At 64.2% G+C, this 14,686-nt stretch carries 15 protein-coding genes; 8 read left to right on the forward strand and 7 right to left on the reverse strand.

All coding sequences use genetic code 11. The annotated features are described in order from the left end of the window. Nucleotides 1–34 precede the first annotated feature (34 nt). Nucleotides 35–1,051, reverse strand: a complete 1,017-nt coding sequence (locus GUY37_RS11350) for a 4-hydroxy-3-methylbut-2-enyl diphosphate reductase (RefSeq protein ID WP_166825652.1) — start codon at nucleotides 1,049–1,051, stop codon at nucleotides 35–37. A gap of 172 nt (nucleotides 1,052–1,223) precedes the next feature. Here GUY37_RS11350 and xseA point away from each other — a divergent pair, with 172 nt between their 5' ends. Next, nucleotides 1,224–2,531 carry an exodeoxyribonuclease VII large subunit gene (gene xseA / locus GUY37_RS11355; RefSeq protein WP_166825655.1) on the forward strand — a complete coding sequence of 436 codons (1,308 nt, stop codon included), beginning with the start codon at nucleotides 1,224–1,226 and terminating at the stop codon, nucleotides 2,529–2,531. Between the two features lie 52 nt (nucleotides 2,532–2,583). Beyond that, nucleotides 2,584–2,823: an exodeoxyribonuclease VII small subunit gene (locus GUY37_RS11360; RefSeq protein ID WP_152347882.1), complete on the forward strand. Its 240-nt coding sequence runs from the start codon at nucleotides 2,584–2,586 to the stop codon at nucleotides 2,821–2,823. 95 nt (nucleotides 2,824–2,918) lie between these two features. On the opposite strand, the gene GUY37_RS11365 is transcribed toward GUY37_RS11360, so the two are convergent. Further along, a complete protein-coding gene (locus tag GUY37_RS11365; protein WP_228278152.1) occupies nucleotides 2,919–3,488 on the reverse strand; it encodes a DUF4245 domain-containing protein in 570 nt (189 codons plus the stop codon). A 198-nt stretch (nucleotides 3,489–3,686) separates the two neighbouring features. Here GUY37_RS11365 and glpX point away from each other — a divergent pair, with 198 nt between their 5' ends. The 3 genes from glpX to GUY37_RS11380 all read left to right on the forward strand — a co-directional run bounded on the left by glpX (nucleotide 3,687) and on the right by GUY37_RS11380 (nucleotide 6,994). Then, complete coding sequence (glpX, locus tag GUY37_RS11370) at nucleotides 3,687–4,811, forward strand: class II fructose-bisphosphatase (RefSeq protein ID WP_208094672.1); 1,125 nt, start codon at nucleotides 3,687–3,689, stop codon at nucleotides 4,809–4,811. 60 nt (nucleotides 4,812–4,871) lie between these two features. After that, on the forward strand, nucleotides 4,872–5,498 hold the full coding sequence (locus GUY37_RS11375; RefSeq protein ID WP_152347880.1) for a carbonic anhydrase: 627 nt from the start codon (nucleotides 4,872–4,874) through the stop codon (nucleotides 5,496–5,498). A gap of 92 nt (nucleotides 5,499–5,590) precedes the next feature. After that, nucleotides 5,591–6,994: a class II fumarate hydratase gene (locus tag GUY37_RS11380; protein WP_166825661.1), complete on the forward strand. Its 1,404-nt coding sequence runs from the start codon at nucleotides 5,591–5,593 to the stop codon at nucleotides 6,992–6,994. Between the two features lie 167 nt (nucleotides 6,995–7,161). Here the strand turns inward: GUY37_RS11380 and GUY37_RS11385 are convergent, their stop codons facing one another. Both GUY37_RS11385 and GUY37_RS11390 read right to left on the reverse strand, forming a co-directional pair. After that, nucleotides 7,162–8,469 carry a PhoH family protein gene (locus GUY37_RS11385; protein ID WP_152347878.1) on the reverse strand — a complete coding sequence of 436 codons (1,308 nt, stop codon included), beginning with the start codon at nucleotides 8,467–8,469 and terminating at the stop codon, nucleotides 7,162–7,164. Nucleotides 8,470–8,680: 211 nt separating this feature from the next. Beyond that, the gene (locus tag GUY37_RS11390) at nucleotides 8,681–9,442 is read right to left on the reverse strand and encodes an isoprenyl transferase (RefSeq protein WP_166825664.1); all 762 of its coding nucleotides are present in this window, start codon (nucleotides 9,440–9,442) and stop codon (nucleotides 8,681–8,683) included. Nucleotides 9,443–9,545: 103 nt separating this feature from the next. Between GUY37_RS11390 and trhA the strand changes: the two genes are divergently transcribed. After that, a complete protein-coding gene (gene trhA, locus GUY37_RS11395; RefSeq protein WP_166825667.1) occupies nucleotides 9,546–10,331 on the forward strand; it encodes a PAQR family membrane homeostasis protein TrhA in 786 nt (261 codons plus the stop codon). 107 nt (nucleotides 10,332–10,438) lie between these two features. Here trhA and GUY37_RS11400 read toward each other — a convergent pair whose 3' ends face one another. Together GUY37_RS11400 and mca are read right to left on the reverse strand one after the other, a co-directional pair. Continuing rightward, nucleotides 10,439–10,816: a hypothetical protein gene (locus GUY37_RS11400; protein WP_166825670.1), complete on the reverse strand. Its 378-nt coding sequence runs from the start codon at nucleotides 10,814–10,816 to the stop codon at nucleotides 10,439–10,441. Then, the gene (mca, locus tag GUY37_RS11405) at nucleotides 10,813–11,823 is read right to left on the reverse strand and encodes a mycothiol conjugate amidase Mca (RefSeq protein WP_166825673.1); all 1,011 of its coding nucleotides are present in this window, start codon (nucleotides 11,821–11,823) and stop codon (nucleotides 10,813–10,815) included. The genes GUY37_RS11400 and mca overlap by 4 nt, the downstream gene beginning before the upstream one ends. Before the next feature lie 123 nt (nucleotides 11,824–11,946). On the opposite strand from mca, the gene GUY37_RS11410 reads away from it, so the two are divergent. Both GUY37_RS11410 and greA read left to right on the forward strand, forming a co-directional pair. Continuing rightward, on the forward strand, nucleotides 11,947–12,372 hold the full coding sequence (locus GUY37_RS11410) for a DUF4307 domain-containing protein (RefSeq protein ID WP_166825676.1): 426 nt from the start codon (nucleotides 11,947–11,949) through the stop codon (nucleotides 12,370–12,372). A gap of 260 nt (nucleotides 12,373–12,632) precedes the next feature. Next, nucleotides 12,633–13,127, forward strand: a complete 495-nt coding sequence (greA, locus tag GUY37_RS11415; protein ID WP_166825678.1) for a transcription elongation factor GreA — start codon at nucleotides 12,633–12,635, stop codon at nucleotides 13,125–13,127. Between the two features lie 97 nt (nucleotides 13,128–13,224). Here greA and GUY37_RS11420 read toward each other — a convergent pair whose 3' ends face one another. Beyond that, nucleotides 13,225–14,679: an AI-2E family transporter gene (locus tag GUY37_RS11420; RefSeq protein WP_166825681.1), complete on the reverse strand. Its 1,455-nt coding sequence runs from the start codon at nucleotides 14,677–14,679 to the stop codon at nucleotides 13,225–13,227. Between the last annotated feature and the right edge of the window lie 7 nt (nucleotides 14,680–14,686).

Genomic DNA, 14,686 nt, shown 5'->3' on the forward strand with positions numbered 1-14,686 from the left:
GCTCCCATCGAGTCACTTTGCGGAGCTACTGTGTTCAGCCGAGTCTGCGCAGTTCCTTCGGCAACGAGAAGATGAGGTCCTCTTCGGCGGTGACGATCTCGTCGACCGTGTCGAATCCGTAGTCGGCGAGCAGCCGCAGCACGTCGTGAATGAGGTTCTCCGGAACGCTCGCCCCGGAGGTGACGCCGACGGTGGCGACGTCGTGGAACCAGGTCTCGTCGATCTCGCGAGCGAAATCGACCCGGTGCGCCGCCTTCGCTCCGTGTTCGAGGGCGACTTCGACCAGGCGCACGGAGTTCGAGGAGTTCGCCGACCCGACGACGATGACCAGATCCGCTTCGAGGCCGATCTTCTTCACCGCAACCTGCCGGTTCTGAGTGGCATAGCAGATGTCGTCGCTGGGCGGGTTCTGCAGGTGCGGGAAGCGTTCGCGCAGGATCTCGACGGTTTCCATGGTCTCGTCCACGCTCAATGTCGTCTGCGAGATCCACACCAGTTTCTCGGCATCGGGCACCTCGATGGTGTGGGCCTCGTCGGGGCTCTGCACAAGGGTGATGTGCTCCGGCGCCTCTCCCATGGTGCCTTCGACCTCTTCGTGACCGGCATGGCCGACGAGGAGGATACGGAAACCGTCTCGGGCGAATCGGATGGCCTCTTTGTGAACCTTGGTCACCAGCGGACAGGTCGCGTCGATCGTCGACAGCGAACGTTCGGCCGCCTCGGCGTGGACGGCCGGTGAGACTCCGTGAGCGGAGAACACGACCCGAGCGCCTTCCGGCACCTCATCGGTGTCATCGACGAAGACGGCTCCGCGTTCGGACAGAGTTTCGACGACGTGCCGATTGTGCACGATCTCTTTGCGGACATAGATCGGTGCGCCGAAGTGCTCGAGGGCACGTTCGACCGCGATGACGGCGCGGTCGACGCCGGCGCAGTAGCCTCGCGGCGCGGCCAGCAGCACCCTCTTGTCAGCATCGACAGGAGTGCGGATCTCGCCCGGCGCCAAACGCCGGCGCGGAATGGTCGGGGCAGGTACTGAAACGACAGTCACCCGTTCAGTCTAAGCCGGAGGCATCGGCGGCGGCCAGGACACTTGGAATCGCGGAAGCAGCGCTCGAACTCGTGGAAGCAGACCGTCCTCCCAAGGAAGGGCTGGGACGTATGACCGGGAATGGGCTGCGTCAGTGCCGTTCGTTAGGCTTGGGGTTCGGAAGGGGACTCAAATGGCGCAAAGAATTTCCGGCACTCCCGGCACGCTCGGCGAATCCGTCGAGCCGAAGGAGCTCGCCGCCACCGCAGCCGAGACCACGGCGGAGAATCCGTGGCCGCTGAGCCTGCTGTCTTCGAAGATGAAGTCCTATATCGACCGCATGTCGAGCGTGTGGATCGAAGGGCAGGTCGTCGAGCTCAACCATCGCGGCAAGGCCAGCTACCTGACCCTGCGTGACACCGATGTCGAGATGTCCCTGCCGGTCCAGATCTGGAAGAACGTCCTCGACCGCACCGGAGCGCCGCTGACAGAGGGCAGCCATGTCGTCGCCAATCTCAAAGCCGACTTCTGGACGAAGACCGGTCGGCTGACGATGCGTGCCAACGACATCCGTGCCGTCGGACTCGGCGAACTCCTCGCCCGCCTCGAACGACTGAAGAAGCAGCTGGGGGCCGAAGGGCTCTTCGATCCCAGCCGGAAGCTGCGCCTGCCCTTCCTGCCGAACCGGATCGGGCTGATCACCGGACGGGATTCGGACGCTCAGAAGGACGTCATGCGCAATGTGCACCTGCGCTGGCCGGCCGCAGAGTTCGAGGTCCGCAACTGTGCTGTGCAAGGTCCCGACGCTGTGCCGGGAGTGATGAACAACCTCGCCGAACTCGACGCAGACCCGCAGATCGATGTCATCGTCATCGCCCGCGGCGGCGGCAGCATGGAAGACCTCCTGCCGTTCTCGAACGAAGCGCTCGTCCGCGCCGTCTCCGCAGCTCAGACTCCGGTGGTCTCGGCGATCGGGCACGAGGCTGATCGACCCATCCTCGACGAAGTCGCGGACATGCGCGCCTCGACACCCACGGATGCCGCCAAACGGATCGTGCCGGATGTGGCCGAAGAAAGCATGAACCTCCTGCGCGCCCGCGCCGAGCTCAAGTCTGCCGTCAACCGTCTCCTCGACCGCGAGCAGGAGATGCTCACCGCCGTGCGTTCACGGCCGGTGCTCGCCGAACCGCAGACGATGATCACCGCGCACGAGAACGAACTGACGATGATCCGCCGACGCAGCCTGCAGGCGACGAACGCATCGGTCATCCAGGCTCAGAACGAGATCCAGCACCTCCGCTCCCAGGCACGGTCTCTCTCGCCCCTGCGGACTCTGGAGCGCGGTTACGCCGTGGTGCAGACCGACGAAGGTCAGGCCGTCCGCAATGCGGATGAGGTGGTCGCCGGAGACACCGTGCACGTGCGGGTCGCTCGTGGACGATTCGATGCTGCGATCACCGAGGTCACGCCGGATACGGACGAATCGGACACCACCGAATGACCTCGGTTCCACACTCTGCCCATTTACCACTCACTCTGTGAAGGACACACCGATGACCGAACCGACGACCCAGCAGGATCAGCCCGAGATCAGCGCGCTCAGCTATGAACAGGCCCGTGAAGAACTCGTCATGACCGTCAAGCGTCTGGAGACCGGCAATCTGCCGCTCGAAGAGTCGCTGCGGCTGTGGGAACGCGGCGAAGCCCTGGCAGACCGCTGCCAGGCATGGCTCGATGGGGCGCGAGAACGACTCGACAAGGCCCGCGAGGAAACCTCGGACGACGCCGACTGAGCCTCATGGCCAGAGGCCGATCAGCAGTCAGGGCCCGCCGACGGCAGATGAGGTGAGCGCGTCGCACCGACTCGCCTCCGGCTGGCGGGCTGAGGTCACTTCAGCTGGGCGGCCACCTGGTCAGCGAAGCCGTTGATGGTGTCCGGCGCTGCGGTGGCCGTCATTACGACATACATATCGCCTTCGTGCGTGACCCAGTATTCCTTCGCCTCTGCTGTGCGGTAGATCTGGAAGTCGGCACCGCCGACAGTCACGTTCTCTGCGGCGGCGGCCTCATCGGTCTTCCGCTTCGCCCAGTTCGCACTCGCTTCGGCCTGCTCGATGCTCACCCACTGGTCGTCGGGGCCGATGAACGACATGTACCACGAGGTGTACTCGGAGTCACCCATCCGATCGAGGCTGGCTTCGTTCGATGTCCATCCGCGCGGGATCTGCGGAACGATGAGGTCGAATTCGGAATTGCCCTGGGACTGCTCGGCGATACCCTGATAGTCGACGACGCGTTCGGAGTCGACTTCGGGCTGCGGGGCGAGGAACAGGATCCCGACGGCGACCGCCAAGCAGGCGAGGATCGCGATGACCATGTTGACCCAGTTCGAGTTCTTGCGCAGGAAGCGCATCTCCTCACGGGACCCCGGCAGCATCACTCCGGACTCGTCAGCCATGGACTCTCCCTTGGGACTCTGCGTCGCCTCATCGACGACCTCTCGAGTAACCGTCTCGTCAGCAGCATTTCGGACATTCACACCGCCATTGTCCTCGGCTCGCGCGCGAAGAGCCAATCCCGACCCGGGGACGTGACTGCGGCCACAAGCGGACACCGCTGTCGCGACCCCGATCACAGGGGTGGCACAATTGGAAGCATGAGTGACTCCAAAGAGCCTGTTGACGTGAAATCTCACCACGACCGAGGACGAGTTGATGAGGAGACTCCACCTGTTGCCGTGACCGACGCATGGTCGCAGAAGGCTCAGGTCGAGTCGGATGCTCCCGACCGCAACTTGGCTCTGGAACTCGTCCGAGTCACCGAGGCCGCCGCCATCGCGGCCGCCCCCTGGGTCGGCCGCGGCGACAAGAACGCAGCCGACGGAGCGGCCGTGGCCGCGATGCGCAATGTCATCTCCACCGTCCGCATGACCGGCACCGTCGTCATCGGCGAAGGAGAGAAGGACGAAGCTCCGATGCTCTTCAACGGCGAGCAGGTCGGTGACGGCGGCGGACCGCACTGCGACGTTGCGGTCGACCCGATCGACGGCACCCGCCTGACCGCTCTGGGCATGCCCAATGCGATCTCGGTCATGGCCGTGACCGAAGACGGTGCGATGTACGACCCCTCTGCCGTGTTCTACATGGAGAAGCTCGTCACGGGCCCCGATGCCGCCGACGCCGTCGACCTGCGTCTGCCGATCGCCGAGAACATCCGCCGAGTCGCCAAGGCGAAGGGGACAAAGGATCCCGCCTCGGTGACGGTGATGATCCTCGACCGTCCCCGCCATCAGCAGATGATCGATGAGATCCGCGCCGCAGGCGCCCGCATCCAGCTCATCACCGACGGTGACGTCGCCGGAGCCATCGCCGCCTGCCGCCCCGGAACCGGAGTCGACATGCTCATGGGCGTCGGCGGCACCCCAGAGGGCATCATCACCGCCTGCGCCATCAAGGCACTCGGCGGTGTCATCCAGGGCCGTCTGTGGCCGCAGGATGACGCCGAACGCGAAGCCGCCGCCGAGGCCGGCCTCGACATCAATCAGGTGCTCAACACCGATGACCTCGTCACCGGGGACAACAGCTACTTCGTCGCCACGGGCATCACCAACGGCGACCTGCTCGACGGAGTGAAGTTCCAGGGCGGCCACGTCACCACGCACTCATTGGTGATGCGGTCGAAGTCGGGAACCGTCCGTCAGGTCTTCGCCGAGCACCAGGCCGCGAAGACCCACTCCTACGTGGAGGCCGCCGAAGAAGCCGCACGCCGCGGACTGGTCTGACCTCCAACCGCACCCGGTCCCGGGCGCGATGCACACAACTCGGAAGCAGGTGCAAAAGCAATGCCCAATCAGGCGTGGAAACGACTCCTCGAGGGAAACCAGCGTTTCGTCGACGATGTCCCTCGGCACCCCAACCAGGACACCGCACGTCGGGAGTCCCTGTCCGACAACCAGACCCCATTCGTCACTCTCTTCGGCTGCTCGGATTCCCGAGTCGCCGCCGAGATGATCTTCGACGTCGGTCTCGGTGACATGTTTGTCGTCCGCAACGCCGGACAGGTCGTCGACCCGGTCACCTTGGGCTCGCTCGAATACGGCGTCGAAATGCTCGGCACTCCCCTGCTCGTCGTGCTCGGCCACGACAGCTGCGGGGCCGTGACTGCGGCCTACAACGCCTATGATTCGGGTGAGACTCCCCCAGGATTCATCTCCGACGTCGTTGCCCGCATCCTGCCGACAGTGGCCCGAGCCCGGAAGAACGGGCGCACCACGATCAACGAGACCGTCGGGCAGAACACCATGGACACGGTCGAGAAGATCATGCAGCTGTCCACGATCATCAAGACCGCCGTCGAAGACGGCCGACTCATCATCGTCGGACTCACCTACCAGCTCCACGACGGCCACACCACGGTCGTCGCCCAGTACGGAGGCGACGAGGCCGCGGTCTCCACCTACGCCTCCTGACGACAGGCCACCACGGTGGTCACCTCTGTCGGGCTCTCACCGAGCCTGATCTCCAATCATCATTTCCCAGGCACCGAACGGAAAGGACAACAATGACCGAAGAATTTCGCATCGAACACGACACCATGGGTGAGGTCAAAGTCCCCAAGGACGCCCTCTACAGCGCACAGACCCAGCGCGCCGTCGAGAACTTCCCGATCTCGGGCAAGACCCTCGAATCCGCTCACATCGCCGCTCTGGCACAGGTGAAGAAGGCCGCCGCGAAGGCCAACGCCGAACTCGGTGTGCTCGACGAGGCTCGCGCCACGGCCATCCAGAACGCTGCCGATCAGGTCATCTCCGGTGAGTATGACGCTCATTTCCCCATCGACGTGTTCCAGACCGGTTCGGGAACCTCGTCGAACATGAACACCAACGAGGTCCTGGCCTCGCTGGCGACCAAGGCGCTTGAGGACGACGGAGTCAACGTTCACCCGAACGACCACGTCAACGCTTCGCAGTCCTCGAACGACGTCTTCCCCACCTCGGTGCACGTGGCCGTGACCAAGGCTCTGGTCAACACCCTCATCCCAGCCATGGACACCCTGGCGACCTCGCTTGAGAAGAAGGCCCAGGAGTTCTCCTCCGTCGTCAAGTCCGGCCGCACCCACCTCATGGATGCCACCCCGGTGACTCTGGGCCAGGAGTTCGGCGGGTACGCCGCTCAGGTCCGCTACGGAATCGAGCGCATCGAAGCCTCCCTGCCCCGCGTCGCCGAGGTCCCGCAGGGCGGAACCGCGGTGGGCACCGGAATCAACACCCCCGACGGCTTCTCCTCCCGCGTGGTCGAAATCCTCGCCGAAGAGACCGGACTGCCGATCACCGAGGCCCGCAACCACTTCGAAGCTCAGGCCAACCGGGACGGACTCATCGAAGCCTCCGGTCAGCTGCGGACCATCGCCTACGGCTACATGAAGATCTGCAACGACCTGCGCTGGATGGGTTCGGGACCGAACACCGGACTCGGCGAGATCGCCATCCCCGATCTGCAGCCCGGTTCGTCGATCATGCCCGGCAAGGTCAACCCGGTCATCTGCGAGGCCACCATCCAGGTCGCCGCCCAGGTCATCGGCAACGATGCCGCTGTGTCGCTGTCATCGACCAACGGAGCCTTCGAGCTCAATGTCGGCATCCCGGTCATGGCCTCGAACCTGCTCGAGTCGATCCGCCTGCTCGCGAACGCCTCGACCGTCATGGCCGAGAAGATGATCGACGGACTCAGTGCCAATGAGGAGCGTGCTCGATTCCTCGCCGAGGCGAGCCCCTCCATCGTCACCCCGCTGAACAAGGTCATCGGCTACGAGGCCGCTGCGAAGATCGCCAAGCACGCGGTGGCCGAGAAGATGACGGTCAAGGAAGCGACGATCGCCCTGGGCTTCGTTGACAACGGCTCCATCACCGAGGCCGACCTCGACAAGGCGCTCGACGTCACCACGATGATCGGCGACTACAGGTAACCCATCGGTCTGACTGACCAGCACACGGCGCCCGGCCGGTATCGTCCGGGCGCCGTTTCGTGGAGAGTGACGCCGTCTGTGGTCACAGCCCCGAGGAAGACTCGCTGATTCGCAGTTTCGCCTCGGCTCGGTGACCACAAACGCCTGCGTCGCCGGGGCGCGAGAGCTCAGGATCGGAACGGGTCGAACTCCTCGAGCACATCGGTGACCAGAGCAGCGATCTCCGACCGCTCCGACCGGGTCAGGGTGACATGGGCGAAGAGATCATGGCCCTTGAGCTTCTCGATCACCGCGGCGACGCCGTCGTGCCTGCCCACTCGCAGATTGTCGCGCTGGGCGACATCATGGGTCAGCACCACCTTCGAATTCATTCCGATGCGTGAGAGCACGGTCAGCAGGACATTGCGCTCCAACGACTGTGCCTCATCGACGATGACGAACGCATCGTGGAGGGACCGCCCTCGGATGTGCGTCAGCGGAAGCACTTCGAGGATCTCCCTGTTGACCACCTCGTCGATGACGTTCTTGCTCACCAGGGCGCTCAAGGTGTCGAACACGGCTTCCGCCCAGGGATTCATCTTCTCGCCTTCGCTGCCGGGCAGGTAGCCGAGATTCTGCCCGCCGACGGCGTAGAGCGGCCTGAAGACCATGATCTTCGAGTGCTTGTTCTCCTCCAGCACCTTCTGCAATCCCGCCATGAGGGCCAGCGCGGACTTCCCCGTTCCGGCTCGCCCTCCCATCGATACGATTCCCAGCGCATCGTCGAGCAGCATGTCGATGGCGATCCGCTGTTCTGCCGATCGACCGTGGACTCCGAAGATGTCACGATCCCCGCGCACCATCGACACTCTGTTGCCGGTGCGCACCCGGCCCAGACCGGAGCCGCGCGGGGAGGTGATGACGACTCCGGTGTTGACCACCTCGTCGGAGACATCCTCGGTGACGACCGACCCCGAATCATAGAACTCGCTCATCTGCTCATCGTCGAGGCCGAGCTCACTCATCCCGGTGAACCCGGAATCGACGGCCAGCTCCGCCAGATACTCCTCCGCGTGCAGGCCCAGGGCAGAGGCCTTCACTCGCATCGGCACGTCCTTGGTCACGACGACCACATCACAGCCTTCGGCCGAGAGGTTGCGGGCCACGGCCAGAATGCGGGTGTCGTTCTCCGTCCGGTCGAAGCCGACCGGCATCGTGGAGGCATCGATGTGGTTGAGCTCGACCCGCAGCGTTCCGCCCGCATCACCGACCGGGATGGGCTGATCCAATCGGTCGTAGTCTGAGCGGAAGTCGTCGAGGATGTGGAGGGCTTTGCGGGCCGTGAAGCCGAGTTCGGGATGGTTGCGTTTGCCCTCGAGCTCGGAGACGACGATGAGCGGAATGACAACGTGGTGTTCGGCGAAGCGCAGAAGCGCTCCGGGATCCGACAGCAGCACCGAGGTGTCGAGAACGTAGGTGTGGACTTTTTCAGCCATGAGGACCTCTGAGGCGTGAGTTCCGCCGAGATCCGGTTCTGACATCCCCCGATCTCGGGTTGGTGTCGACCAACTACAGTCAACCTAACCCGGTTCGCCGCTGCAGGCGGTAGCGGCACGCGTGCTCGGGCAAGTCGAGGTCATGAACTTCGAGTGAATGCGGGATTCCACCATCCGGCGGCCAGGGATGCGCGCCGGCCACATGCAGGGCCTATCTGCCGAAGCGACGCTGGCGCAGACCGTAGTCGCGCACGGCACGGAGGAAATCTGTGCGACGGAAATCCGGCCAGTAGGCTTCGCAGAAGTAGAACTCGGAATAGGCGCTCTGCCACATGAGGAAGCCGGAGAGTCGCTGTTCTCCCGACGAGCGGATGATGAGGTCGGGATCGGGCTGACCCTTGGTGTAGAGGTGTTCGCCGATCTGCTCCGGAGACAGCTCGGAGATGATCGTCTCCAGATCCGTGCCGTCGTCGGTCCGCGTCCGCAGCAGGGACCTGACCGCGTTGACGATCTCCTGCCGACCGCCGTAGCCGACGGCGACGTTGACGCGCATTCCGCAGTCATCGTCTGTCGTCACTGCTTCCAGCCGGGCTCGCAGATCCGAGGGGAGGATGTCGAGATCACCGACGAGCTGGACGCCGACGCCGTCGAGCGCTGCGATCTTCTCCACCAGATCCGAGATGATCTCGATGAGGATCGACACCTCTTCGGCCGAACGGGCGAGGTTCTCTTTGGACAGGACGTAGAGAGTGACGATCTCCACATCGATCTCGTGACACCACCCGAGGAATTCGACGATCTTCGCCGCTCCGGCCCGGTGACCGTCGGCGGTCGTCGCCCCGAACTCCTTCGCCCATCGGCGGTTGCCGTCGGTGATGACGCCGACGTGTCGCGGAACCGGAACCGACTTGTCGAGCTCACGTTTGAGCCGTCGCTCGTACAGCCGATAGAGCAGGTTCACGGGTCGCGCCACAGCTGTCCTCTTCCATATGGGTCTTCGGTCGGATCGAACACTGTACAGACTACTAGCCGACGATGCTGAATGAGGCCTCAGGCCCGCTCGCTACTATGGAGGCATGAATGCTCCGCTCACCGATTCCTCTCCAGTCGTTCCCGACGGCTCCAGGCCGGTCGGTTCCGCAGGTGCGAATGATGCTTCGTCCGCCGATGACCAGCGCATCGCCCGTCGCCGCTCGGCGCTGCGGGCCGAGCTGACGAAGCTGGCAGGTCAGGTCAAGCCGAAGCTGCGAGGCTGGTTCCACGCCGGCGCATTCCCGCTGGCGATGCTCGGCGGCCTGGCGCTGGTGATCATCTCCCCGACGATCGAATCGCGTATCGCGGCTGCGATCTTCGCCATCACCGGCATGCTGCTCTTCGGCACCTCCGCCGTCTATCACCGGGGCCGCTGGCGCACCCGCGTCCGCCTCGTCCTGCGACGGCTCGACCATGCGAACATCTTCCTCATCACCGCCGGCACCTACACTCCTCTGGCCGTGCTGATGCTCCGCACCGACCAGGCGATCCTGCTGCTGTCCGTCCTGTGGGGTGCCGCCGCGCTCGGCGTTGCCTTCCGTACGATCTTCACCACTGCGCCGCGGTGGCTCTTCGTCCCCATCTATGTCGGCTTCGGTGTTGCCGGAGTCGGCTACATCCCCCAGATCTGGACGACGGACCTCGCCGTCGGCCTCCTCGTCGTCCTCGGCGGCGTGTGCTATATCGCCGGTGCCGTGATCTACGGAATCAAACGGCCGAACCCGTCGCCGAAGTGGCTCGGCTTCCACGAGATCTTCCACATTCTCACGATCCTCGGCTACGGCTGCCATCTCGCCGCGCTCATCATCGCCGCCGTCGCAGCCTACTGACTCCTGTCGGCCCTGGCCGGGCCGTCCGGTCATCGGCAGGGTCCGCTGATACGGCAAGGGCGCGATCACCACTCGGTGATCGCGCCCTTCTCTGCTGACTCAGGGTTTCAGGACCGCTCGTCGGACGATTCCGAGGAATCCGTCGATTCCTCCGTCGCGCCGCCTCGGCGATCTGCGTCGTCTGTCCCGGCTGCCCCGTCCGTACCGTCGGATTCAGTGTCTGCGGTCTTCGCTTCGGGTGCTTCTGGACCCGAGAGCTTCGACTGGTTGGGCACCACATGCCTGCGCAGCGGAATCGGGTAGGCATCGCTGGCGCCCGAGCGCGCCCGCACCCGGCGGACACGGCGCAGAGCGTCGCGGATGAGGAAGATCGTCAGGATGACCACCGCGAGAGTGGCCAGGAAGCCGATGGTCCCGGGTGTCACCAGATCCGGGTCCGGCGTCCCACCGTCGGGAGTCGAAGCTGGAGCAGACGCGAGAATCATGCGTGGGAGTCACTTTCGGTCGGGACGGCGGAATCGACGTCGAAATCATCTTCTGCCGGCGATTCCGGGAGCATCCCCTCATCGGGAACACGACGACCGTCGTCGAAGGTCACCGCCGCGAACAGATCGGTCTCCTGGAACTCGATCTCCGGGTTCAGCGGCTCACGGCCGGTCAGATCGAGTGCCAGCTCGAACTCTTCTGTCGGCCAGTACGTGCGAGCAGCCTTGCGAGAAGCGGAGAAGAAGCCGCCTTCGGGGTCGATCTGTGTAGCGTGGGAGAGCAGCGCACGGTCACGGGCGGAGAAGAATTCTGCGCAGGAGATGCGGGTGCTCAGCCAGTTGCGGCGTTGCTTGTCGCGCTTCTTGAAATCCTCGAGATGGTCGGCGAACGGGGAATCGAGCCCCGCCTCGAGCATCTTCTCGTGGATGGTGATCCACTTCCTCGCCGACAGATCCTGATTGAAATAGGTCTTCTGCACCTGCCAGGGCTCACCGAGCTCGGGGTGGGAGGACGCATCGGCGGCGGCCGCGACGGCGGCCATGGTCACAGCGTGGTTCTTGATGTGGTCGGGGTGCGGATAGCCGCCGAGTTCGTCATAGGTCGTCACCACCTGCGGACGGAAGGTGCGGATGATGTGCACGAGTGGCAGCATGGCCACCTCGTCGGGGACACGATAGAAGCATCCCGGAGGGGTCTGTCTGTCGAAATCCCCGTCGGGCAGACCCGAGTCGACGTGACCGACCCACACATGCTCGGCACCGAGAGCGGCGGCGGCGGTGGCCATCTCCTCACGGCGGAGACCGGCGATATCTCGGCTGGCCTTCGGGCTCTGCAGCAGTGCGGGGTTGAGGATGTCGCCGGCTTCACCGCCGGTCATGGTGGCGATGAGCACCCGGGCACCCAGAGAAGCGTACTTCGCGCTCGTTGCCGCACCCTTGGAGGATTCGTCATCGGGGTGGGCATGGACGGCCAGCAGGCGCAGCCCATGGTACGGAAGCGAAGTCATATCCTAAATGTCCCTTTCGATTCAGCCTGGTGGCCACCTGCTGCCGGTGCTGTGGCTGACATGATCGCCGGCAGAGGATCGACTACTCTAGATTAGTGCGCGAAGTACTTAAAGAGGAATTCAATGACTGAGGTAACAGTGGCACCACCACTGCATGACGATCGCTACGGCCGGACCCGCAAGCCCAGGCGAGAGCTGAGCAGTCGGGCGAAGATCATCGCCGTCATCGTCCTCACTGCGGTGGTCGCCGTCATCGCGGTCTGGGCGTTCCGCCCGCAGACGAATCCCACAACACCGCGCACTCTTGACTATTCGGTTGTCGACGATTCTTCAACGCAAGTCAGCGTCGGAATATTTCCCGATCGGGAGCGCGACGTCCACTGCATCGTCCAGGCGACGAATGAGCACGAAGCGGTCGTCGGCTTCACCGAGGTGACCGTTCCCGCCGATCCGAACGCCGACCCGAATTCGCCGAAACGCCTCGACATCGATCTGGCCACGACTCAGCTGGCCGCCTCCGGTCACGTCGACAACTGCTGGTTCGAGTAGATCCCTCTGGTCGCGCGGTTCGGCCGCCTGGTGAGAGCATCGGCGCCGAGCTGCTCGGGCTCCTTCGAATAGTTCTCGCACGGGGGCGTGTCTTGCCGTTGCAAGCCGCCGACTCGCGGCGGGGTACGTGATTGAGCTCATCGTTTTTCTCTGCAGATGCGTTACACTGTAGTTTCATTCAACTTCCGGGCGTGCCCATACGCCCGGTTTTTTCGTTGCCTGACACGCCCGTCAGTGCACCGACCGAAGAAGGAGAAGTCATGACCGAGGAAGTCACCCAGGAAGAGACATGGTTGACCCAGGAAGCCTTTGACCGCCTGTCGAAGGAACTCGAGCATCTCTCCGGACCGGGTCGTGCAGAGATTGCTGAGAAGATCGAAGCCGCCCGCGACGAGGGTGACTTGAAGGAGAACAGCGGCTACCACGCAGCGCGAGATGAGCAGGGCAAGCAGGAAGCACGCATCCGCCAGCTCGAGGTGCTGCTGCGCAACGCCAAGGTCGGCTCCAGCGACAGCGACGGCAAGACCGTGGCTCCCGGAAGCGTCGTCACCGCAACCGTCGCCGGCAACAGCATGCGGTTCCTGCTGGGCAACCGCGAGATCGCCGGAGACTCCGATATCGACGTCTTTTCGGAGAAGTCGCCTCTCGGCGCCGCTGTGCTCGGTGTCAAGGCCGGAGACACAACCTCCTACGAAGCTCCGAACGGAAAGACCATCGAGGTCAAGGTCGACTCCGTCGAGGCCTTCACCGGCTGATTGTGAACTGAGCGAAGTGGGCGGGTGCGATCGCACCCGCCCACTTCGCTGTTCGCTCCGGCCCAGACGCCTCTCGCACGGTCGCCCGGTCCGGACCTCAGTCTTCGGAGCCCTTGTCCGGTCCGTCGGATTCTGCCGAACCGGTAGTGCCTGAGCCTGCGACCCTGGTCTTCCCGGACCCTGCCGCGTCGGTCGAGCCGGAAGCTGATGCACGTTCGTCCTCTGCGGACTCGTGGACGGCATCGGTGAGCCGTTCCTTCGCCGTCTCCAGGACGGCGGTGGCCTCACGCTCGTCCGAGTCCTGCGGTGGGTCCTCCTCCGCTTCCTCGGCTTCACCACCGTTCGTCCGCACGATATAGCTGACGACGCTGTTGAGCACCGCCACCAACGGAACGGCGAAGAGAGCTCCGACGATGCCGAAGAGGAAGCCGCCGCCGGTGACCGCGAGGATCACAGCCAGCGGATGGACGGACACAGCCTTGCCCATCAGGAAAGGCTGGAGGACCTGGCTTTCTATCTGCTGGACGGCGATGACCACGGCCAACATGATGACCGCGCTGACCAGTCCGTTCGAGACCAAAGCCACGAGCACGGCCACCGCACCGGAGGCGATGGCGCCGACGACGGGAACGAACGAAGTGAGGAAGACCAGCACGGTCATGGGGATGACCAGAGGGATCCCGAGGAACGCAGCGCCGATGCCGATGCCGATCGCGTCGACGGCGGCGACGAGGATCTGCACTCGCACGTACTGCACGAGGGTCGTCCACCCGCGCAGAGCGGCACCCGTGGCGACGGGGCGGGCAGGGACCGGAAGCAGATTCATCACCCATCTGAAGATCTTCTCTCCGTCATAGAGGAAGAAGAACGTCGCGAACAGGCAGACGGCCATGCCGGTGAGGAAGGTGCCCACCGACGAGGTGGCTTCCAGGGCGCCGCCGAGAAGCTGGCTGCTGTTGTTCTGGAAGAAGTTCGTCGCGGTCTTGATGGCTTCGTCGATATAGCTCGAGATCGTCGAAGCATCGATGCCGAAGGGACTCGTGGCCAGCCAGCTGCTGATTCCGGACACACCGGCGATGACCTGTTTGACGAGGTCGGGCATACCGGAATAGATCTGCTGACCGACGAGGCCGAAGAGTCCGAGCACGACGATGATGAACCCGACGAAGGAGATCGCCGCGGCCCCGCCTCGAGGCACACGCTTCTTCTTCAGCCACCCGGTCAGGGGAGCCAGCAGCGCGGCCAGCAGCAGAGCGATGAGCACAGGCAGCACGACGCTGGAGATCTTCGACAGCAGCCACAGTGCCACACCGATCGCCACCAGCACGACGATCGACCGCCACGACCATGCCGCGGCGAGTTTGAGACCTGGGGCCACATAGGGTTTGGCCTCGGCTTCGATCCGGCTGAGCGCGATCTCCTCAGGACTGACTGCCTGCGACGGGGTCATTTCGGATTCGGACTGGGAACGCGAGGATCCGCGTCCCCGCCGGAACGCCTCCCACGCCCCACGGAAACGGTTCGGAGGATGCTGCTGATCGTTTTCGGTCATGGCTCAA

Origin of the sequence: Brevibacterium limosum (genome assembly GCF_011617705.1) — a bacterium.
Taxonomy (GTDB): domain Bacteria; phylum Actinomycetota; class Actinomycetes; order Actinomycetales; family Brevibacteriaceae; genus Brevibacterium; species Brevibacterium limosum.